This is a genomic window from Streptomyces peucetius (genome assembly GCF_025854275.1).
Lineage (GTDB): Bacteria > Actinomycetota > Actinomycetes > Streptomycetales > Streptomycetaceae > Streptomyces > Streptomyces peucetius_A.
Genome location: NZ_CP107567.1, coordinates 5,106,581 through 5,125,176, shown reverse-complemented (window position 1 = coordinate 5,125,176; position 18,596 = coordinate 5,106,581). Strand labels below are relative to the sequence as shown.

The window sequence follows — 18,596 nt, the reverse complement described above, 5'->3', positions numbered from 1 at the left end:
AGAGGGCCGACGAGAAAGAAGGAACGGGCATGTTCAGCAAGAAGGAAGTGCATCTGATCGCGCTCAGCGACCTCGGCGACGCTCGTGACGCGGTGCACCAGGCCTTGTCGGATGCCGCCGTTGACGAGCTCCCCGGACTGCGGCGCGCCGCGCGGATCCTGGACGACCTGGCGGAGCGGGCCGGCGAGCCGCGGCTGCGCTGGGCCCGGGGAATCCTCGAGCGTGAAGGCATCGACCCCGTGAGCCATGAGGTGGCGGCCATACGGGCCTTGCGGCTGGAGCTCCCGGGTCTGAGCCTGACGGCCGCCACCGAGCTGGCGCGGGAGGTGAAGTCGGCTCAGGGGCGGTGAAGTCGCCTCGGAGAAGGTGACCGGCCGCTTACGGCCACCACTGCGAGAGCCCCTCCGGGCCCCCCGGAGGGGCTCTCACATGCCTGCGGGCATCGTGATGGAAAGTACTTGCCAGTCTGGAAAGTTCATGCCAGGCTGGAATGCGTAAGCCCCCCCTCGTCGACACCAGAAGCCGGAGAACCGATGAACACCTCAGGAGCGATGCAGCCGAGCGCAGAGTCCGCCGCGGCGGCACTGCGCGGCGCGCGTGCCGCGCAGACCGCGGCCCGGCGCCCCCAGGCGGTGCCCGGCTGGTATCCCGCCACGCACGGGCTGTTGCTCGCCGCGGGATTCACCGGCTTCGGCGCGGCACGCATGTGGCCCCAGTGGCAGGGCTGGTTCCTCGCGGCAGCCATGCTCTGCTCCGTCGGCTTCCTCGCGGTGACCTGGATCATGATGCGCAGCGCTGGGATCGCCCCCTGGTTCGACCGGCGCGAGCAGCGGGCGTCATGGCGTTCCTGGGGCGCACCCCTCGTACCGTTCGTCGCGGGCCTCCTGCTGGCGATCCCCTACGGAACGGCCGGCTGGTTCGTCGGGTTCGGTGTGGTCGCCGGGGCCGGAGCCTGGGTGGGGGCCGCCCGTCGGCGTGCCCGTGCTCTGGAGTCGTCGTGAACCCTGCGGACGTTCCCGGCCTGGACAAAGAGATCCATCATCCGACCCGGCTCACCGTGGCGGCGTTCCTCTCCGGCTGCACGGAGGCCGAGTTCGGGGCGGTGCGGGACTACTGCGGGGTCACGGACTCCGTGATGAGCAAGACGGTCGCGGCGCTGGAGAAAGCCGGCTACGTGAGTGTGCGGAAGGGTTATCTCGGTAAGCGGCCCCGGACTTGGGTGGCGCTCACCCTGAACGGCAGGCAGGCGCTCGCCGCGCACCTCACCGCGCTCGAAACCCTCGCGCAAGCCTCCCGGAGGGCGGGCGCAGGTGAGGCGGCGGCCCCTGGCCGCGCCGAGCACGAGGAGAACTAGCTGTATTGCCCTGTGAGGTTGGGGACGCGGCTGGCGGGTGGTTTGCCTAGGGCCTCCGACTCAAAGGTCAAGGCCCTTCACGTACTCCTCAAAGGGAACCGACTCGGATACCGCGATCCTCTGGTATTCGATGAACGGCGCCGTATCACCCTCGTACACTTCGCGGCCGATCTGCCTGCCGTCCGGGTGGTAGTTCATGAGAATCACTTCGGAATGGTCGAATATCCAGAAGTCCTGCACGCCATCCAACGGGTTGCGCCTGTCCGTGACATCGAGGATGCGGATCTGCTCGCCGGCCAAGGAATGGGCCTTGTAGTAGTGGTGGAATTCGAAGCGCAGGTATTCCGACAGAGGGCGAGTGACGACGTGAACGCGGCCCTGTGTGCGCCCCTCCGCAACCTGTCGGCGTAGCCGATCGGTGTACTCGTTCGCCACCATGTCCGGGTCGATACGGGCCCTGGAGCGGAGCGCCGCGAACTCCTCTTCCTCCTGCGGCATGAGGTACTGCGGAAACGTCTCCAGGCGCCACGCCTCCCGACTGAAGTGCTGGAACCGCGCCGCCCATGCCTCACCAGCCAAGAGCACGGAAAGCCTCGCTCAACGTCTCCTCCGGGATCTCCACGAGCCCTTCCCCTTCGGGGGCGTCGAACGCATTGGACACGTCGCCCTGGACGACGAACGAGCCGGACGCGGTCCGGTAGACGTTCGGGCAGTCGTCCTTGCCGCACTCGCCGTTCCCGTTGCCGGTCAGCCGGGTCAGTTCCTCACGAGCCATGGTGAAACCCCCAGTCCTGCGCCCCCTCGTGGGGCGGCATCACGACCGTGCGGAGGGGGCGCCGTCGCCGTCCATGCGGTCACGCGAACATTCATGTAGTCGCATAGGTCGTTTCCGAAGCCAACAGCGGTCAGGCCGCGAACGGCTCCGCCAACAGCACAACCCGATCGCTCTCGACCTCGAATCCAAGTACGGGATGGCTGCCGTCACCGCCCTCGGCATCCATCAGCACCGGCTTCCCTAACCGCCGTCCAATACCCGTGAGGAACCCGCAGAACAAGTCGAGGCGCTCCTGCCCCTGGAGTTCCCGCAGGTCGACATCAAAGTCGATCTCGTCTGCCGAGTAGAATCGGAAGATCACCAGCACCTCGGGGGCCAGCCAGACCCTCAGCTTCGGACATTCCGCGTCAGCCTGACGGGAAAGAACTGCCTCCGCCCGAGGCACAGGAAGCACCGAATCTCCTTCGGAGTACTGGCACTTCCATCCGTTCACGTCAACAAGGTCGAGGACAGCCTGCCAGTCATCGACCGAGGCCCCAGGAACGAGCACGTCCGGCAGCGCACCCATCAGATCAGGGTCGAAGAACCCTCTGACGTCATCCCACAGCAGGTCAGCAGCCACTCCCCCATCCTGCCCGGCGCCCCTTCCCCATGCGTACCGGGTTTCCCGTGCCCCCCACGTGCGCCCCTCGTTCTGTCCGGCCTCACACGGCACCCCGGAAACCCCAGCTCAAAGCACGTACAGACCCGCCCCGAGAGTCAGCACCAAGTCAGCACACGGCCAGGAAACAGGCTGATCCAGCCGGAGAAACAGGAAGGGGCCAGACCTTAAGATCTGGCCCCTGACCTGGGGTTTTGCTGCCTGACCAGCACCTCAGCCGATCATGGCGTCAGCCCGTCAGACGTTGAAGCGGAACTCCACCACGTCGCCGTCCTGCATCACGTAGTCCTTGCCCTCCATGCGCGCCTTGCCCTTCGCGCGGGCTTCGGCGACCGAGCCGGTTTCGACCAGGTCGGCGAAGGAGATGACCTCGGCCTTGATGAAGCCCTTCTGGAAGTCGGTGTGGATCACACCGGCCGCCTCGGGGGCCGTGGCGCCCTTCTTGATGGTCCAGGCGCGGGTCTCCTTGGGGCCTGCCGTGAGGTAGGTCTGGAGGCCGAGGGTGGCGAAGCCGACGTGGGCGAGGGTGGCGAGGCCGGGCTCCTCCGCGCCGACGGACTGGAGGAGCTCCAGGGCGTCCTCCTCGTCGAGCTCGGCGAGGTCGGCCTCCAGCTTGGCGTTCAGGAAGATCGCCTCCGCGGGGGCGACCAGGGCGCGCTGCTCGTCCTTGAAGGCCTCGTCCGTCAGCTCGTCCTCGTCGACGTTGAAGACGTAGAGGAACGGCTTGGTGGTGAGCAGGTGCAGGTCGTGGAGGAGTTCGGCCTTCTCCGAGCCCTGCACGATGCCGTGCGCGAAGAGCGTGTCGCCCTTCTCGAGGATCTCCTGCGCCGCCTCCACCGCCGCGACCTTGGGGGCCACGTCCTTCTTGATGCGCGATTCCTTCTGGAGGCGCGGCAGGACCTTCTCGATGGTCTGGAGGTCCGCGAGGATCAGCTCGGTGTTGATCGTCTCGATGTCGTCCTTCGGAGAGACCTTGCCGTCGACGTGCACGACGTTCTCGTCCTTGAAGGCGCGGATGACCTGGCAGATCGCGTCCGACTCGCGGATGTTCGCCAGGAACTTGTTGCCCAGGCCCTCGCCCTCGCTCGCGCCGCGCACGATGCCCGCGATGTCGACGAAGTCGACCGTCGCGGGGAGGATGCGCTGCGAGCCGAAGATCTCCGCGAGGACGGCGAGGCGGGGGTCGGGGACACCGACGACGCCCACGTTCGGCTCGATGGTGGCGAACGGGTAGTTGGCCGCCAGCACGTCGTTCTTGGTCAGGGCGTTGAACAGGGTCGACTTGCCGACATTCGGCAGACCGACGATTCCGATCGTGAGCGACACGTTGGCGACTTCCTGACGTGGAGAGTGTGGAGGATCAAGACTGGCGGGAGGCCCCTCGCAGCCCGGGAGGGTGGGGCCGATCCACCAGTTTACGGGCGGCGTGCGCGGCCCTGCGACGGCCGCCCGGAGTCGAACGCAGCGCCAAGGTCGTCCAAAGGGCGTGTCTAGTGCCGGTTTCCTCCCTCGTCTCGACCTACGTTGTCCGGGTGGAGCAGCACAGGACAGGTCGCCCCGGGCCCCGGCAGCAGCCGCAGGCCCCTCTTCCGGCACCCGGCACGCTTGCCGACGCCACCGTCTATCCGGTGCCCACCCGCCCGCCGCGGCCCGTCCCGCCGCTGGTGCTGGCGCTGCGGCGGCTGCCGAACCCCCGGCTGACCGGGCTCGGGGCGGGGTTGTTCGGGGCCGCCACGATGCTGGTGCTGGGCAGTCTCGACGAGCTGCTGTTCAACGGCTCCTCGATCGTCTACGGGCTGCTGTTCCTGCCCGTCAGCGCGCTCACGGCACTGTGGGTGCGCGAGGCCGACCTGGTCATCGCGCCGATCATCGTGCCGATCGCGTTCACCGTCGGGATCGTGCCGATCTCCGGCGGCAGCGGCGGGTTCGGCGGTCAGACGATGGCCGTGGTGACGGCGCTCGCCGTGCACGCGGGGTGGCTGTACGGCGGGACGCTGGTCGCCGGGGTCATCACCTGTGTACGGAAACTGCGGACGATGGGGCGGCGGCAGCGGCGGAACCGTACGGGCGGCGGCCCCGGCCGGCGCGGCTGACCCGCCCGCGGGACGCCGTCCCGCCGGGCCGCCGTGCGCCCGGGAAACGTACGCCCGGACCGCCCGGCCGCCGCCCCGTCGCGTCCTACCGGCTCGCCGCCGCCATCGCCGCTCCCACGATGCCCGCGTTGTTCTGCAGCTCGGCCGGGACGATCTCCGCCCGCACGCCCTCGATCAGGGGCAGGAACTTCTCCGACTTGCGGCTCACCCCGCCGCCCACGATGAACAGCTCCGGCGAGAACAGCATCTCGACGTGGGCCAGGTACTTCTGCACCCGCCGCGCCCAGTGCGCCCAGCTGAGGTCGGCGTCCTCCTTGGCCTTGGTCGACGCGCGCTTCTCCGCGTCGTGGCCGTTCAGTTCGAGGTGGCCCAGCTCGGTGTTGGGCACCAGGCGGCCGTCGATGAAGAGGGCGCTGCCGATACCGGTGCCGAAGGTCAGCAGGATGACGGTGCCCTTGCGGCCCCGGCCGGCGCCGAACGTCATCTCGGCCACGCCCGCCGCGTCCGCGTCGTTCAGGATCGTCACGGGCAGCCCGCCGAGGCGCTCGCCGAGCAGTGAGGCGGCGTCCTTGTCGACCCAGCCCTTGTCGACGTTGGCCGCGGTGCGGGTGACGCCGCCGGTGACGACGCCCGGGAAGGTGATGCCGACCGGCCCGGTCCAGCCGAAGTGACCGATCACCTCGGCGACGCCGTCGGCGACGGCGTCCGGGGTCGACGGCTGCGGTGTCAGCACCTTGTGGCGCTCCTGCGCCAGATCGCCGCGATCCAGATCCACGGGAGCGCCCTTGATCCCGGATCCGCCGATGTCCACTCCGAAGACGTTCATGGACACAACGTTAAGGGGAGGCGCTGAGCGTTACTGCCCGGACGGCCGGCCCGACAGCTCGGCGGCCTCCGCGCGCAGGTCGCGGCGGAGCTCCTTCGGCAGCGAGAAGGTGATCGACTCCTCGGCCGCCTTCACGATCTCCACGTCCTCGAAGCCGCGCTGCGACAGCCACTCGAGCACGCCCTCGACCAGCACGTCCGGAACGGACGCACCCGAGGTGACGCCGACGGTGGAGACACCTTCGAGCCAGGCCTCGTCGATCTCGTCGGCGAAGTCGACGAGGTGGGCGTCCTTCGCCCCGGCGCCGAGGGCGACCTCGACCAGGCGGACCGAGTTCGACGAGTTCTTCGAGCCGACGACGATGACCAGGTCGGCCTCCGCGCCCATCTGCTTGACGGCGATCTGGCGGTTCTGCGTGGCGTAGCAGATGTCGTCGCTGGGCGGCGAGACCAGTCCGGGAAACTTCGTCTTGAGGGCGTCGACGGTCTCCATCGTCTCGTCGACGGAGAGCGTGGTCTGGGACAGCCAGACGACCTTGTCCGGGTTGCGGACCTCCACGCGGGCCACGTCTTCCGGGCCGTCGACGAGGGTGATGTGCTCGGGCGCCTCGCCGGACGTGCCGATGACCTCCTCGTGGCCCTCGTGACCGATCAGGAGAATGTCGTAATCCTCCTGGGCGAACCGCACGGCCTCCTTGTGGACCTTGGTGACCAGCGGACAGGTCGCGTCGATGGTCGCGAGCCTGCGCTGCGCCGCCTCCTCGTGGACGGTCGGCGCGACGCCGTGCGCGGAGAACATCACGATCGACCCCTCGGGGACCTCCGCCGTCTCGTCGACGAAGATGGCGCCCTTCTTCTCCAGGGTCTGCACGACGTACTTGTTGTGGACGATCTCGTGGCGCACGTAGATCGGTGACCCGTACTGCTCGAGGGCCTTCTCGACGGCGATCACGGCACGGTCCACACCTGCGCAGTAGCCGCGGGGAGCGGCGAGGAGGACGCGTCGGGCAGGAGGCGTAGCAGTCATGCCCCCCATCGTAAGGCCGCGTCGTGGACGTGCTTGATCGGCCGCGGGCCGCAGACTGGGCGATACGTGACGGTACGCGAGTGGGGGAGCACGTGAGGAGGCGAGCCGCCACGCCCGGGACCCGCCCCGTGAGACTCCTGACCACCGCGGACTGCGGCGCACGCTCGGGTTCCGCGATCTGGTCGTCCACGGGCTGCTGTTCATCGCCCCGATGGCCCCGGTCGGCGTCTTCGGGACGCTGGAGGCCAAGTCGGGAGGGGCGGTCGCGCTCGTCTACGTCGTCGCCACGGTCGCCATGGCATTCACCGCGGTGAGCTACACGCAGACGGTGCGGGTCGCGCCGCTGGCCGGTTCGGTGTTCACCTGTGCGCGCAAAGGGCTCGGAGAGGGGCCCGGTTTCATCGCCGGGTGGATGGCGATGCTCCCTGAGGGCGCGCTTCGCGCGCGGGCCGGGTTGTCCGAGGGGGCCGTTACGCTCGCCCCTATGGCTCTCAACACGTCCGCGGAATCCCCTCTGCCGGTCGGCGAGGTGTCACGGCTCATCGGCGGGTGGATCGACCGGCTCGGCGCGGTGTGGGTGGAGGGGCAGATCACCCAGCTGTCGCGGCGGCCGGGCGCCGGTGTCGTCTTTCTGACGCTGCGCGATCCGTCGTACGACATCTCCGTGGGCGTCACCTGCTTCCGGCAGGTCTTCGACGCCGTTGCCGACGTGGTGGCCGAGGGTGCCCGCGTCGTCGTGCACGCCAAGCCGGAGTGGTACGCGCCCCGGGGGCAGCTGTCGCTGCGGGCGGTGGAGATAAGGCCGGTGGGCATCGGCGAACTGCTCGCGAAACTGGAGCATTTGAAGCGGTCGCTCGGCGCGCAGGGGCTGTTCGCGCCGGAGCGGAAGCGGGCGCTGCCGTTCCTGCCGCACCGGGTGGGGCTGGTCTGCGGGCGCGCGTCGGCGGCGGAGCGCGACGTGCTGGAGAACGCGCGCCGGCGGTGGCCGCACGTGCGCTTCGAGGTGCGCAACGTCGCCGTCCAGGGCGTGCACGCCGTGCCGCAGGTGGTCCAGGCCGTCAAGGAGCTGGACGCGCTGGACGAGGTGGATGTGATCATCGTGGCGCGCGGCGGCGGCAGCGTGGAGGATCTGCTGCCGTTCTCGGACGAGCAGCTGGTCCGCGCGGTGGCCGCGTGCACGACTCCGGTCGTCTCCGCGATCGGCCACGAGCCGGACTCCCCGCTGCTGGACCTGGTGGCCGATCTGCGGGCCTCGACGCCGACGGACGCGGCGAAGAAGGTCGTGCCGGACGTCGGCGAGGAGCTGGACCGGGTGCGGCAGCTGAGGGACCGGGCCCTGCGCACGGTGCGGGGGCTGCTGGACCGGGAGGAGCGGGGGCTCGCGCACGCGCTGGCCCGGCCGTGCATGGAGCGCCCGCAGCGGATGGTGGACGAGCGCGAGGCCGAGGTGGACGCGCTGGTCGCCCGCAGCAGGCGGGTGCTGGGGCATCTGCTGGACCGCGCCGACTCGGAGCTGGCGCACACCCGGGCCCGGGTGGTCTCGCTGTCGCCGGCGGCGACGCTGGAGCGGGGGTACGCGGTGCTGCAGCGCGCCGACGGTGCGGTGGTGCGCTCGCCGGACGACGTCGAGTCGGGGGACACGCTGCGGGCGCGCGTCGCGGAGGGCGAGTTCCCGGTGCGGGTCGCGGAGGGGGAGGTCCCGGTGCGGGTCGCCGAGTGACGGACCGGCCTGCGCCGCGCGGCGCGGGCCACGCCGGTTCCGTAGTCGTATCTCATGCAAAGGCATACATAGGGTGGATGGCATGGCTGCCAAGACGGAAGAGGCCGCGCTCGGTTACGAGCAGGCGCGGGACGAGCTGATCGAGGTCGTACGCCGGCTGGAGGCGGGCGGCACGACGCTCGAGGAGTCGCTGGCGCTGTGGGAGCGCGGCGAGGAGCTGGCGCAGGTGTGCCGGCACTGGCTGGAGGGAGCCCGGGCCCGCCTCGACGCGGCCCTGGCGGAGCCGGAGGGAACCGGCGCGGAGGGCTCTGCCGGGACGGGCGGCGAATAGCCGCCCGCCGACCCCGGGGCAGATGTGAAGCGGGTCACAATCGGCATGTAGTTGAAATTTAATCCACTCCCGCCCGGTTGGCACCGCCCGTAAGGCTTATTCACCGACGCGGAAGGCACGTCCCCGATGTCACTCGTTCTTGACCCCGCCGCCCAGGACCTCCTCTTCCGTGAGGCCCGCACCGCCAACACGTTCACCGACGAGCCGGTGACCGACGAGCAGGTCCAGGCGATCTACGACCTCGTCAAGTACGGGCCCACGGCCTTCAACCAGAGCCCTCTGCGCGTCGTACTGGTCCGCTCGCCCGAGGCCCGTGAGCGTCTGGTCAAGCACATGGCCGAGGGCAACCAGCCGAAGACCGCCTCCGCCCCGCTGGTCGCGATCCTGGCTGCCGACAACGAGTTCCACGAGGAGCTCCCGGCCCTGTTCCCGCACTTCCCGCAGGCCAAGGACGCCTTCTTCAGCGAGCGCCCGGTCCGTGAGCAGGCCGCCGGTCTGAACGCGGCGCTGCAGGCCGCGTACTTCATCGTCGGCGTGCGCGCCGCCGGCCTGGCCGCCGGCCCGATGACCGGCCTCGACTTCGCGGGCCTCCAGAAGGAGTTCCTGGACGACGACCACACCCCGCTGATGGTCGTCAACATCGGCAAGCCGGGCGAGGACGCCTGGTTCCCGCGTTCCCCGCGCCTGTCGTACGAGGACGTCGTCACCACCGTCTGAGCCGGCGCGCCCCGAGCGCGCGCAGGCACCGAAAGGCCGCCGCACCCGTCAGGGCGCGGCGGCCTTTCGCCGTTCCCGGGGCGACTCGGCGCCCTCGCGGCGTGCGATCAGGAACCGGCGGAGGGCTTCACCGACGGCGTGGCCGACGCTCCGTCACCCGCGCCCTCGGGTCCCTCCGACGTGAGGGCCGCGGCCATCTCGGCCAGCCGGTCCTGGTTCGCCGTGCCGGTCACCACCGTCGTGGCGCCGTCGGCGGTCAGCACGAGGGCGTCGTACTTGGGCCCCTCCCAGTACTGCCAGGTCTCGCCGGCCACCTGCCGCGTCCGGTCGGTCTTCGCGGCGTCGTGCGTGACCTCACGGACGTACTTCTCGGCGGACGTGGCCGTGGACTGCTCGACCGCCACGTACTCGTTGTCCGGGTCCAGGAAGCCGAGATGCCACGCGTGGGCGTTCTCCCGCTCGAAGGTGACCGACGTCGCCCGCCACTCCTTGCCGAGCCCCTCGGGCGCCGCGACCGGATACGGTGCGGCCCGCTGCGCCGTCACCAGCTCGACGCGGTAGTCGACGGCCTTGATCGGGTCCTTGTTCTCGTCGTGCGGAACGAGCATGTAGATGCCCGCCACGACGACGCCGATCACGGCCATGGACTGGAACATGCCACGGATCGTCTGCTTGCCTCGCATACCTGCCACGCCCCCCATGTTCGCATCCGCCGGGTCTGCTCAAACGTGGCCCCCACTGCTCAAATTGTCGACGTACCGATAGAGTCGCCCCACCCTCTTTATTTACGGCCGTCGTCGTACAGAAAGGTGCGCTCCGATGACCGAGAATCATCTGCCGTCCCAGCTCGAGGTCTCCCCCGAGGCCCCCGACCGCAATCTCGCCCTGGAGCTCGTCCGGGTCACCGAGGCCGCCGCCATGGCCGCCGGCCGCTGGGTCGGGCGCGGTGAGAAGAACGGCGCCGACGGCGCCGCGGTCAAGGCCATGCGGACCCTCGTCTCCACCGTCTCGATGAACGGCGTCGTCGTCATCGGCGAGGGCGAGAAGGACGAGGCCCCGATGCTGTTCAACGGCGAGCGGATCGGCGACGGGACCGGCGCCGAGTGCGACATCGCCGTCGACCCGATCGACGGCACCACCCTGACCGCCAAGGGCATGCCGAACGCCATCGCCGTGCTGGCCGCCGCGGACCGCGGCACCATGTTCGACCCGTCCGCCGTCTTCTACATGGACAAGCTGGTCACCGGCCCGGAGGCCGCCGACTACGTCGACATCAACGCGCCCGTCTCCGTCAACATCCGGCGGGTCGCCAAGGCGAAGCACTCCTCCCCCGAGGACGTGACCGTCGTCATCCTCGACCGCCCGCGCCACGAGGGCATCGTCAAGGAGATCCGCGAGACCGGCGCTCGGATCAAGTTCATCTCGGACGGCGACGTCGCCGGCTCGATCATGGCCGTCAAGGAAGGCACCGGCGTCGACCTGCTGCTGGGCATCGGCGGCACGCCCGAGGGCATCATCTCGGCCTGCGCGATCAAGTGCCTGGGCGGTGTGATCCAGGGCAAGCTGTGGCCGAAGGACGACGAGGAGCGGCAGCGCGCCCTGGACGCCGGCCACGACCTGGACCGCGTCCTGAGCACGAACGACCTCGTCTCCGGCGAGAACGTCTTCTTCGTCGCCACGGGCATCACGGACGGCGAGCTGCTGCGCGGCGTCCGCTACCGGGCGGAGACCGCGACCACGCAGTCCCTGGTGATGCGCTCGAAGTCCGGCACCATCCGGCAGATCGACTCCACGCACCGGCTGTCGAAGCTCCGCGCGTACAGCCAGATCGACTTCGACCGCGCGAAGTAGGCGCTCGTCACACCGGCCGGCCCCCGGCCGGCAAACGGAAGGGGCGCCCTTGTGCGGGGGCGCCCCGTTTCCATACGGTCGGGATCGGTCAGGCCGCCGACGCCGGCTTCTTGAGCTCCACGTCGCGGCGCCTGCGGCGGGCCAGCACCACGCGGCGCTCGGCCGCGGTCAGGCCGCCCCACACGCCGTACGGCTCGGGCTGGAGCAGTGCGTGCTCCCGGCACTCCACCATCACGGGGCAGCGGGCGCACACGCGCTTCGCCGCCTCCTCCCGTGCCAGCCGCTCGGCCGTGGGCTCCTTGGACGGGGCGAAGAACAGGCCCGCCTCGTCGCGGCGGCACACCGCCTCCGCGTGCCAGGGGCCCGCCTGGTCCTCCCGGGCAGGAATGCGCTGGCGCGGAACGGCGGCGACCTGCAGGGACTGATGCGGCAGTTGCAGCACGGTCTACTCCTGACGACGGGATTCGCGAGCGAGAGACGATGCAGCAGTCCCTACCCGCTGTACGCACGCCTATGCACTGAGTGGCACTGAGTTCCGACGCACGGAATTGCGTATCGGCGTGTGCGGCGTAAAAGCGCCCCTCGGGCGGGCCGCGTGCGAATGCGTCCGCCCCTCGTCTCCATGCCCCTTGCTCCCGGCCCGTCAGCCGAGGTGCTTGCGCAGCCGGCCGTGGAGGTCGGAGATGCGCCGGCCGCGCTTCGGCTTCGCCTCGACGTTGCCGAACACCGTGTAGCCGTTGACGACGACCACCGGCGCCTCGGGATCGGCGGCCTCCAGCGTCACGACTTCGAAGTTCCCGAAGATGCCGGTGCCGCTGCCGCGCAGGGAGATGTTCTCGGGGACACGCACCTCGACGTTGCCGAAGATCGAGGTCGCGTTGATCACGGAGAGCCGCTGCCCGTAGAGCGCCTCGGTGAGGTCGATCTCGATACTGCCGAAGAGCGAGAAGGCGTTCGTCCTGCGGCCCACCCGCCAACGGCCCTTGCGGGTCGAGCTGGAGAAGACGGCGACGAGGTTCTCCGCCGGGCCGCCGTCCGCGTCACCGGACTCCTCGCACGCGCGCGCGGTGGCGGACCGGCTGCCGGCAGCGGGCAGGTCCCGCACGATCGGCTCCAACTCGCCCACGGTCTTGGCGCGGTAGACCGCGTCGATGCGCTCCGAGTGCTCCTCGGCGTCCAGCCGGCCCTCCGCCAGGGCGTCCCGGAGGATGTCCGCGATCCGGTCGCGGTCGGCGTCGGAGGCACGAATGGCACCGTCCTGGGCCGGCGGGGCGGCCGGCTTCTGGGGAGCGGCCGGCGTCTGGGGCTGCTTCTCGAGGTCCACGGCACCAGACTAGCGAAACGCGATAGATCGCGACTAGTGCACGCGCCGTGCACACCGGCCGCGCCACCTTCCGTGTCCCGCTCCAAGTGAGCCTTACCTCACAGGATCGGGACTCTCCGGGCGTTCTACGCTGGAGGGCGCGCCGCCAATGGAGGCGGCGCTGCCGTCTGTCGAGTGAGGAATGGCCGTAATGCCAGAGTTTGCGTACTCCGACCTGCTCCCCCTGGGGGAGGACACCACGCCGTACCGCCTGGTGACGGCCGAGGGGGTCTCCACCTTCGAGGCCGACGGCCGTACGTTCCTCAAGGTAGAGCCGGAGGCGCTGCGCAAGCTGGCCGCCGAGGCGATCCACGACATCCAGCACTTTCTGCGCCCGGCCCACCTCGCGCAGCTGCGGCGGATCATCGACGACCCGGAGGCGTCGTCGAACGACAAGTTCGTCGCCCTCGACCTGCTGAAGAACGCGAACATCGCCGCCGCCGGCGTACTCCCGATGTGCCAGGACACCGGCACCGCGATCGTCATGGGCAAGCGCGGCCAGAACGTGCTCACCGAGGGCGGCGACGAGGAAGCGCTGTCGCGCGGCATCTACGACGCGTACACCGAGCTGAACCTCCGGTACTCGCAGATGGCCCCGCTCACCATGTGGGAGGAGAAGAACACCGGCTCCAACCTCCCCGCGCAGATCGAGCTGTACGCGACCGACGGCGGCGCCTACAAGTTCCTCTTCATGGCAAAGGGTGGCGGCTCCGCCAACAAGTCCTTCCTCTACCAGGAGACGAAGGCCGTGCTCAACGAGGCGAGCATGATGAAGTTCCTGGAGGAGAAGATCCGCTCGCTCGGCACGGCCGCCTGCCCGCCGTACCACCTGGCGATCGTCGTCGGCGGCACGAGCGCCGAGTTCGCGCTGAAGACCGCGAAGTACGCGTCCGCGCACTACCTGGACGAGCTGCCGTCCGAGGGGTCGGAGCTCGGCCACGGCTTCCGTGACGAGGAGCTGGAGAAGAAGGTCTTCGAGCTCACCCAGAAGATCGGCATCGGCGCACAGTTCGGCGGCAAGTACTTCTGCCACGACGTGCGCGTGGTGCGCCTGCCCCGGCACGGCGCCTCGCTGCCCGTGGCCATCGCCGTCTCCTGCTCGGCCGACCGCCAGGCGGTCGCGAAGGTCACGGCGGAGGGCGTCTTCCTGGAGCAGCTGGAGACCGACCCGGCGCGCTTCCTGCCGGACACGACGGACGATCACCTGGACGAGTCGGGGGATGTCGTCAAGATCGACCTCAACCGGCCCATGGACGAGATCCTCGCCGAGCTGACCAAGCACCCGGTGAAGACCCGCCTCTCGCTGACCGGCCCGCTGGTCGTCGCCCGCGACATCGCGCACGCCAAGATCAAGGAACGCCTCGACGCGGGCGAGGAGATGCCCCAGTACCTGAAGGACCACCCGGTCTACTACGCGGGCCCCGCGAAGACCCCGGAGGGCTACGCCTCCGGCTCCTTCGGCCCGACCACCGCCGGCCGGATGGACTCCTACGTCGAGCAGTTCCAGGCGGCCGGCGGCTCCAAGGTCATGCTGGCCAAGGGCAACCGCTCCAAGCAGGTCACGGACGCGTGCGGCTCGCACGGCGGCTTCTACCTCGGCTCGATCGGCGGCCCGGCGGCCCGGCTGGCGCAGGACTGCATCAAGAAGGTCGAGGTCGTCGAGTACGAGGAGCTCGGCATGGAGGCGGTCTGGAAGATCGAGGTCGAGGACTTCCCGGCGTTCATCGTGGTGGACGACAAGGGCAACGACTTCTTCCAGGACCCGGCCCCGGCCCCGACGTTCACGTCGATCCCGGTCCGGGGACCGGGCCTGGCGTAGCTCTTCGAGGAGCCCCGGGCTGCCCGCCCGGGGCTCCTTCCGCCGCCCGCTCAGCGGTTCGTTTCCTCCCCCGCAGGCCGACCGAACGCGTCCGCCGGCACGTGGGCCAGGAAGGACACGGTCACCGCGTCGGCAATCTCCGGGGTCACCCACCAGGCGTCGCCCGCCCGGTCGTGATGCGGGCCTTCATGCCCCGACGCCAGGACGCAGACCGAGCCGGCGCACACCGAGGCGGTCTGTTGTGTGATGGCGTCGGCCAGCCGGGCATGGGTACGGGTACGTACCCGTACCATGCTGAGACGGGAAGGAGTGCGACGATGACCGATGCCAACGTCCGTATCCCCCAGGAAGCCAAGGACAGACTCGCTGCCGTAGCTGCCGCTGAGGGGTTGTCGCTGCGCGCCTATCTGGCCCGTCTGGCGGAGACCCTGCTGACCCCGGCCGAGCGTGCCGAGCGTGCCGAGAAGGCCAAGGCGGCGTTGAAGGAGTGGAACGGCTACGCCCCGACCGCAGCCGAGGAGCAGGACCTCGACAGCGAGCTGGACCGCCGCCTGGCTCAGGTGACCGCCCGGTGAGCGACGCCGTGCACATCGTCCTGGACGACACGGCGATGACCGCGGCCGGTCAGGGCAACGTCCTCGCCTCCCGCCTCATCCACCGCGCCCACGCAGAAGCCGGCTGGTTCTTGTACGCCCCGGCGTGCGCGCTGGTGGAAGCGGATCGGGCGCGGCCCGGCACGGCGGAGCATCTGGCCTCCCTGCCCGGCATCACCGTCCTCGATCTGGACCTGGCCGCTGCCCTGGCCGTGGCACGACAGGCGACCTGGGCCGCGGCGCACAGTCAGCACGCGGCGCAGCCCACCCCGGACCGGCCGGACGGGGCGATCATCGCCACCGCGGAACCGAACAGATGGACCGGCGTGCCCGTTCGGGTCCTGGATCTCACACCCGGAACGAACGGCACCGCGTCCGACGCGTAGCGCCGGCCGCGGTGCCGTGTCCCCAAGGTCAGGCGAAGCGCTGGTTCGCCGAGCCGTCGCACGCCTGGAGGCGGACCGGCTCGTGTGCCGCGCCCTGGGTCATGCAGAGCCCGGTCGCGGACGCCGGGCGGATCGTGGATCCGTCGCGGACGAACTTCTGGTTGGAGCCACCGTGGCAGTCCCAGACGATCACGGCCGCGGCCGCCCGGTAGTCGCCGCCCGGCACGTCCAGGCAGCGGTCCTGGGACAGCTCCGTGTGGACGGTGCCGCGTGCCGGGTCGTGCCACCAGCCCTGGTTGCGTCCGCCGTGGCAGTCCCAGCCGACGACGCCGGTGCCGTTGGCGCTCCGGGCGCCCTCGACGTCCAGGCAGTCACCGGTCGCCGCGTTGCGCAGCGGCTTGTACGCGTCGTCCCAGGCGTACGGGAACAGGACGGGCTTCCCCGTCGAGTTGACGTCCGCGCAGCTCGCCTCGCGGGCCGAGGAGTTGTAGAGCTGGGTCAGGCACGAGGCGAACGCCGCGTGGCCGCGGATGTTGGGGTGGAAGGACTGCCGGACGGAGTTGGAGTCCGGCGGGAAGTGCCCGAGGTCGATGTAGAGGCCGCGGGCCCAGGGGTCCTGGTGGCACACCTCATGGCCGTGGAAGAGGCGGGAGTTGTCCAGGTACACGGCCCCGGTGGCGCGTGCGGCCTCGCGCATGCCGCGTTCGAAGGCGGGGACGGCGGCGTTGCGGCCCCACACGGTGTCGGAGTCGTAGCCCATGCCGCCGCAGACCAGCTTGCCCGGGAAGTCGGGGTTGTCGCGGAAGTCGGGGCCGATGGGGCTCGGGTAGCCCATCACGACCAGCCTGTAGTCGCCGTCCCCGTATCCGGCGCCGCGCATCACGGTGCGCAGGTCGCGCACGGTCTGCTCGACCTTGGGGACGAGGCCGTCGACGCGGGCCTGCCAGCCGGGGGCGTACTTGGGCTCGCAGGGCCCCTGGAGCAGCACGTAGCGGGTGACGCAGTCGGTCATGACGGGACCGAACTGGAGGTCGTCGTTGGCGCCGGCGACGAGCACCACCATCTTGATGCGGGTGTTGCGGGCCTTGATGGCGAGGCTGTCGCTCTGGACGAGTTCGTCGGCGTACTGCTTGCTGCCGCCGATGCGGATGTTGGCGGTGGACGCACCGGAGCAGGACACGTTGTACGTGACGTCCGCGGGGACTCCGGTGCGGTGGACGGCGGCGTCGGGCGAGCGGTGGCACCAGTTGTCGGGCCCGTCGGTGGGCTCCTCGTACGTGCCGGTGCCCTCACCGGAGATCTCGCTGTCGCCCAGCGTGATCAGGCCGGTCTTCCGGGCGTCGAACGGCCGTTCGTCGGGGCTTCCGTAGAGTGCGGTGGCCTCGGCGGCCCGGATCGCCTCGAGTTCGGGTGTGAGCGGTACGGAGGACACCGACCGCGTGTCGTCTGCCTCTGCCGCTCCGGCGGGGGCGGTGGCCGTCAGGGTTCCCAGTGCCGTGGCGGCGGCCACGGCGCCTACCGTGACAGCCCGGCGGAATCTGTACCTGGTGCGCTTCATCGCGCCTCCTGGAAGTGGGGTTACCCACGGTTTTTACTGGCAGGTAGGCGGACTGGGAATACGCGGAACAAGACAAGTGCTCAACTTTTACGGGAGGTTGAAGAACGTGAGCGATGCGAGCGGCTACCGGACCGAGCACGACTCCATGGGTGAGGTGCGGGTCCCCGCCCATGCCAAGTGGCGGGCCCAGACCCAGCGGGCGGTGGAGAACTTCCCCGTCTCCGGGCAGGGCCTGGAGCGTGCGCACATCGAGGCGCTCGCCCGTATCAAGGCCGCGGCGGCCGAGGTCAACGCCCAACTCGGCGTACTGGAACCGGACATCGCCCGCGCGATCGCCGACGCCGCGACGGAGGTGGCGGAGGGCCGCTGGGACGAGCACTTCCCGGTGGACGTCTTCCAGACCGGCTCCGGCACCTCCTCCAACATGAACACCAACGAGGTCCTCGCGACCCTCGCCACCGAACGGCTCGGCCGGGACGTCCACCCCAACGACCATGTGAACGCCTCCCAGTCGTCCAACGACGTCTTTCCGTCCTCCATCCACATCGCGGCGACCGCGGCCGTCACCCGCGACCTGATCCCCGCCCTGGACCACCTCGCCACCTCGCTGGAGCGCAAGGCCACCGAGTTCGCGACGGTCGTCAAGGCGGGCCGTACGCACCTGATGGACGCCACGCCCGTCACCCTCGGTCAGGAGTTCGGCGGCTACGCGGCGCAGATCCGTTACGGGATCGAGCGGTTGACGGTGTCGCTGCCGCGCCTCGCCGAACTGCCGCTGGGCGGTACGGCCGTGGGCACCGGCATCAACACCCCGCCCGGCTTCGCCGCCGCCGTCATCGCCGAGGTGGCCCGCGCGACCGGGCTGCCGCTCACGGAGGCCCGTGACCACTTCGAGGCCCAAGGCGCGCGGGACGGGCTGGTGGAGACCTCCGGCCAGCTCCGTACCGTCGCGGTCTCGCTCACCAAGATCTGCAACGATCTGCGCTGGATGGCCTCCGGCCCGCGCACCGGTCTCGCCGAGATCGCCCTCCCCGACCTCCAGCCGGGCTCCTCGATCATGCCCGGCAAGGTGAACCCGGTGATCCCGGAGGCGGTGCTGATGGTCGCCGCCCAGGTCACGGGCAACGACGCCACCGTCGCGGCGGCCGGCGCGGCCGGGAACTTCGAGCTCAACGTGATGCTGCCGGTGATCGCCAAGAACCTGCTGGAATCGGTCAGGCTGCTGGCGGGCGCCGCACGGCTGCTGGCGGACCGCACCGTCGACGGCATCACCGCCGACGTCGAACGGGCCCGCGAGTACGCGGAGTCCTCCCCCTCCGTGGTCACCCCGCTCAACAAGTACATCGGGTACGAGGAGGCCGCGAAGGTCGCCAAGAAGTCGCTCGCGGAGCGCCGGACGATCCGTGAGGTCGTGCTCGAGTCCGGCTATGTGGAGCGTGGAGAACTGACCCTGGAGCAGCTGGACGAGGCGCTCGACGTGCTGCGCATGACCCGTCCGTGAGGCCGGTTCCGTGTCACGGCCC

The 18,596-nt window shown here is 70.1% G+C and carries 23 protein-coding genes; 12 read left to right on the top strand and 11 right to left on the bottom strand.

Going from position 1 to position 18,596, the window contains the following annotated elements:
* Positions 1-29 precede the first annotated feature (29 nt).
* From OGH68_RS23745 to OGH68_RS23735, 3 genes are all read left to right on the top strand, one after another.
* On the top strand, positions 30-350 hold the full coding sequence (locus OGH68_RS23745) for a hypothetical protein (RefSeq protein WP_264246986.1): 321 nt from the start codon (positions 30-32) through the stop codon (positions 348-350).
* Positions 351-533: 183 nt separating this feature from the next.
* On the top strand, positions 534-1,001 hold the full coding sequence (locus tag OGH68_RS23740) for a hypothetical protein (RefSeq protein ID WP_264246985.1): 468 nt from the start codon (positions 534-536) through the stop codon (positions 999-1,001).
* Entirely contained in the window at positions 998-1,354 is a 357-nt protein-coding gene (locus OGH68_RS23735; protein WP_264246984.1) for a transcriptional regulator, read from the top strand. The genes OGH68_RS23740 and OGH68_RS23735 overlap by 4 nt, the downstream gene beginning before the upstream one ends.
* 60 nt (positions 1,355-1,414) lie before the next feature.
* On the opposite strand, the gene OGH68_RS23730 is transcribed toward OGH68_RS23735, so the two are convergent.
* The 4 genes from OGH68_RS23730 to ychF all read right to left on the bottom strand — a co-directional run bounded on the left by OGH68_RS23730 (position 1,415) and on the right by ychF (position 4,116).
* Complete coding sequence (locus tag OGH68_RS23730) at positions 1,415-1,939, bottom strand: DUF6879 family protein (protein ID WP_264246983.1); 525 nt, start codon at positions 1,937-1,939, stop codon at positions 1,415-1,417.
* On the bottom strand, positions 1,923-2,129 hold the full coding sequence (locus OGH68_RS23725; RefSeq protein ID WP_264246982.1) for a hypothetical protein: 207 nt from the start codon (positions 2,127-2,129) through the stop codon (positions 1,923-1,925). Before OGH68_RS23725 ends, OGH68_RS23730 begins: the two co-directional genes overlap by 17 nt.
* A gap of 130 nt (positions 2,130-2,259) precedes the next feature.
* Positions 2,260-2,697 (bottom strand): hypothetical protein, encoded by a 438-nt coding sequence (locus tag OGH68_RS23720; protein WP_264250244.1) that lies wholly within the window; start codon positions 2,695-2,697, stop codon positions 2,260-2,262.
* 330 nt (positions 2,698-3,027) lie between these two features.
* Positions 3,028-4,116: a redox-regulated ATPase YchF gene (gene ychF / locus OGH68_RS23715; RefSeq protein WP_264246981.1), complete on the bottom strand. Its 1,089-nt coding sequence runs from the start codon at positions 4,114-4,116 to the stop codon at positions 3,028-3,030.
* A 206-nt stretch (positions 4,117-4,322) separates the two neighbouring features.
* On the opposite strand from ychF, the gene OGH68_RS23710 reads away from it, so the two are divergent.
* A complete protein-coding gene (locus tag OGH68_RS23710; protein WP_264246980.1) occupies positions 4,323-4,883 on the top strand; it encodes a DUF6542 domain-containing protein in 561 nt (186 codons plus the stop codon).
* Positions 4,884-4,968: 85 nt separating this feature from the next.
* On the opposite strand, the gene ppgK is transcribed toward OGH68_RS23710, so the two are convergent.
* Together ppgK and OGH68_RS23700 are read right to left on the bottom strand one after the other, a co-directional pair.
* The gene (ppgK, locus tag OGH68_RS23705; RefSeq protein WP_264246979.1) at positions 4,969-5,709 is read right to left on the bottom strand and encodes a polyphosphate--glucose phosphotransferase; all 741 of its coding nucleotides are present in this window, start codon (positions 5,707-5,709) and stop codon (positions 4,969-4,971) included.
* A 30-nt stretch (positions 5,710-5,739) separates the two neighbouring features.
* On the bottom strand, positions 5,740-6,744 hold the full coding sequence (locus OGH68_RS23700) for a 4-hydroxy-3-methylbut-2-enyl diphosphate reductase (protein ID WP_413471025.1): 1,005 nt from the start codon (positions 6,742-6,744) through the stop codon (positions 5,740-5,742).
* Positions 6,745-7,219: 475 nt separating this feature from the next.
* On the opposite strand from OGH68_RS23700, the gene xseA reads away from it, so the two are divergent.
* The 3 genes from xseA to OGH68_RS23685 all read left to right on the top strand — a co-directional run bounded on the left by xseA (position 7,220) and on the right by OGH68_RS23685 (position 9,503).
* Complete coding sequence (xseA, locus tag OGH68_RS23695) at positions 7,220-8,455, top strand: exodeoxyribonuclease VII large subunit (RefSeq protein WP_264250242.1); 1,236 nt, start codon at positions 7,220-7,222, stop codon at positions 8,453-8,455.
* 82 nt (positions 8,456-8,537) lie between these two features.
* Positions 8,538-8,786, top strand: a complete 249-nt coding sequence (locus tag OGH68_RS23690; RefSeq protein ID WP_264246977.1) for an exodeoxyribonuclease VII small subunit — start codon at positions 8,538-8,540, stop codon at positions 8,784-8,786.
* A 126-nt stretch (positions 8,787-8,912) separates the two neighbouring features.
* Complete coding sequence (locus tag OGH68_RS23685) at positions 8,913-9,503, top strand: malonic semialdehyde reductase (protein ID WP_264246976.1); 591 nt, start codon at positions 8,913-8,915, stop codon at positions 9,501-9,503.
* Positions 9,504-9,610: 107 nt separating this feature from the next.
* Here the strand turns inward: OGH68_RS23685 and OGH68_RS23680 are convergent, their stop codons facing one another.
* Positions 9,611-10,186 (bottom strand): DUF4245 domain-containing protein, encoded by a 576-nt coding sequence (locus OGH68_RS23680; protein WP_413471122.1) that lies wholly within the window; start codon positions 10,184-10,186, stop codon positions 9,611-9,613.
* A gap of 136 nt (positions 10,187-10,322) precedes the next feature.
* On the opposite strand from OGH68_RS23680, the gene glpX reads away from it, so the two are divergent.
* On the top strand, positions 10,323-11,354 hold the full coding sequence (glpX, locus tag OGH68_RS23675; protein WP_264246974.1) for a class II fructose-bisphosphatase: 1,032 nt from the start codon (positions 10,323-10,325) through the stop codon (positions 11,352-11,354).
* An 88-nt stretch (positions 11,355-11,442) separates the two neighbouring features.
* Here the strand turns inward: glpX and OGH68_RS23670 are convergent, their stop codons facing one another.
* Both OGH68_RS23670 and OGH68_RS23665 read right to left on the bottom strand, forming a co-directional pair.
* On the bottom strand, positions 11,443-11,796 hold the full coding sequence (locus OGH68_RS23670; protein ID WP_264246973.1) for a WhiB family transcriptional regulator: 354 nt from the start codon (positions 11,794-11,796) through the stop codon (positions 11,443-11,445).
* A gap of 201 nt (positions 11,797-11,997) precedes the next feature.
* Positions 11,998-12,678 (bottom strand): DUF1707 domain-containing protein, encoded by a 681-nt coding sequence (locus tag OGH68_RS23665; protein ID WP_264246972.1) that lies wholly within the window; start codon positions 12,676-12,678, stop codon positions 11,998-12,000.
* Between the two features lie 181 nt (positions 12,679-12,859).
* Here OGH68_RS23665 and OGH68_RS23660 point away from each other — a divergent pair, with 181 nt between their 5' ends.
* Positions 12,860-14,536 carry a fumarate hydratase gene (locus tag OGH68_RS23660; protein ID WP_319020238.1) on the top strand — a complete coding sequence of 559 codons (1,677 nt, stop codon included), beginning with the start codon at positions 12,860-12,862 and terminating at the stop codon, positions 14,534-14,536.
* A gap of 50 nt (positions 14,537-14,586) precedes the next feature.
* On the opposite strand, the gene OGH68_RS23655 is transcribed toward OGH68_RS23660, so the two are convergent.
* Entirely contained in the window at positions 14,587-14,829 is a 243-nt protein-coding gene (locus OGH68_RS23655; RefSeq protein ID WP_264246970.1) for a hypothetical protein, read from the bottom strand.
* A gap of 24 nt (positions 14,830-14,853) precedes the next feature.
* On the opposite strand from OGH68_RS23655, the gene OGH68_RS23650 reads away from it, so the two are divergent.
* The gene (locus OGH68_RS23650; protein ID WP_264246969.1) at positions 14,854-15,111 is read left to right on the top strand and encodes a hypothetical protein; all 258 of its coding nucleotides are present in this window, start codon (positions 14,854-14,856) and stop codon (positions 15,109-15,111) included.
* Positions 15,108-15,515, top strand: a complete 408-nt coding sequence (locus OGH68_RS23645; RefSeq protein WP_264246968.1) for a hypothetical protein — start codon at positions 15,108-15,110, stop codon at positions 15,513-15,515. The genes OGH68_RS23650 and OGH68_RS23645 overlap by 4 nt, the downstream gene beginning before the upstream one ends.
* Before the next feature lie 28 nt (positions 15,516-15,543).
* Here OGH68_RS23645 and OGH68_RS23640 read toward each other — a convergent pair whose 3' ends face one another.
* Complete coding sequence (locus OGH68_RS23640) at positions 15,544-17,073, bottom strand: ricin-type beta-trefoil lectin domain protein (protein ID WP_264246967.1); 1,530 nt, start codon at positions 17,071-17,073, stop codon at positions 15,544-15,546.
* A 106-nt stretch (positions 17,074-17,179) separates the two neighbouring features.
* On the opposite strand from OGH68_RS23640, the gene OGH68_RS23635 reads away from it, so the two are divergent.
* Complete coding sequence (locus OGH68_RS23635) at positions 17,180-18,574, top strand: class II fumarate hydratase (protein ID WP_413471024.1); 1,395 nt, start codon at positions 17,180-17,182, stop codon at positions 18,572-18,574.
* Positions 18,575-18,596: the final 22 nt, after the last annotated feature.

Excerpts from the sequence above, each read along its gene's own strand:
- OGH68_RS23745 (WP_264246986.1), top strand. The coding sequence starts at position 30 with ATGTTCAGCAAGAAGGAAGTGCATCTGATCGCGCTCAGCGACCTCGGC.
- OGH68_RS23740 (WP_264246985.1), top strand. The coding sequence starts at position 534 with ATGAACACCTCAGGAGCGATGCAGCCGAGCGCAGAGTCCGCCGCGGCG.
- OGH68_RS23725 (WP_264246982.1), bottom strand. The coding sequence starts at position 2,129 with ATGGCTCGTGAGGAACTGACCCGGCTGACCGGCAACGGGAACGGCGAG.
- OGH68_RS23720 (WP_264250244.1), bottom strand. The coding sequence starts at position 2,697 with ATGGGTGCGCTGCCGGACGTGCTCGTTCCTGGGGCCTCGGTCGATGAC.
- ppgK (WP_264246979.1), bottom strand. The coding sequence starts at position 5,709 with ATGAACGTCTTCGGAGTGGACATCGGCGGATCCGGGATCAAGGGCGCT.
- OGH68_RS23700 (WP_413471025.1), bottom strand. The coding sequence starts at position 6,744 with ATGGGGGGCATGACTGCTACGCCTCCTGCCCGACGCGTCCTCCTCGCC.
- xseA (WP_264250242.1), top strand. The coding sequence starts at position 7,220 with ATGGCTCTCAACACGTCCGCGGAATCCCCTCTGCCGGTCGGCGAGGTG.
- OGH68_RS23690 (WP_264246977.1), top strand. The coding sequence starts at position 8,538 with ATGGCTGCCAAGACGGAAGAGGCCGCGCTCGGTTACGAGCAGGCGCGG.
- OGH68_RS23685 (WP_264246976.1), top strand. The coding sequence starts at position 8,913 with ATGTCACTCGTTCTTGACCCCGCCGCCCAGGACCTCCTCTTCCGTGAG.
- OGH68_RS23680 (WP_413471122.1), bottom strand. The coding sequence starts at position 10,186 with ATGCGAGGCAAGCAGACGATCCGTGGCATGTTCCAGTCCATGGCCGTG.
- glpX (WP_264246974.1), top strand. The coding sequence starts at position 10,323 with ATGACCGAGAATCATCTGCCGTCCCAGCTCGAGGTCTCCCCCGAGGCC.
- OGH68_RS23660 (WP_319020238.1), top strand. The coding sequence starts at position 12,860 with ATGGCCGTAATGCCAGAGTTTGCGTACTCCGACCTGCTCCCCCTGGGG.
- OGH68_RS23655 (WP_264246970.1), bottom strand. The coding sequence starts at position 14,829 with ATGGTACGGGTACGTACCCGTACCCATGCCCGGCTGGCCGACGCCATC.
- OGH68_RS23650 (WP_264246969.1), top strand. The coding sequence starts at position 14,854 with ATGACCGATGCCAACGTCCGTATCCCCCAGGAAGCCAAGGACAGACTC.
- OGH68_RS23640 (WP_264246967.1), bottom strand. The coding sequence starts at position 17,073 with ATGAAGCGCACCAGGTACAGATTCCGCCGGGCTGTCACGGTAGGCGCC.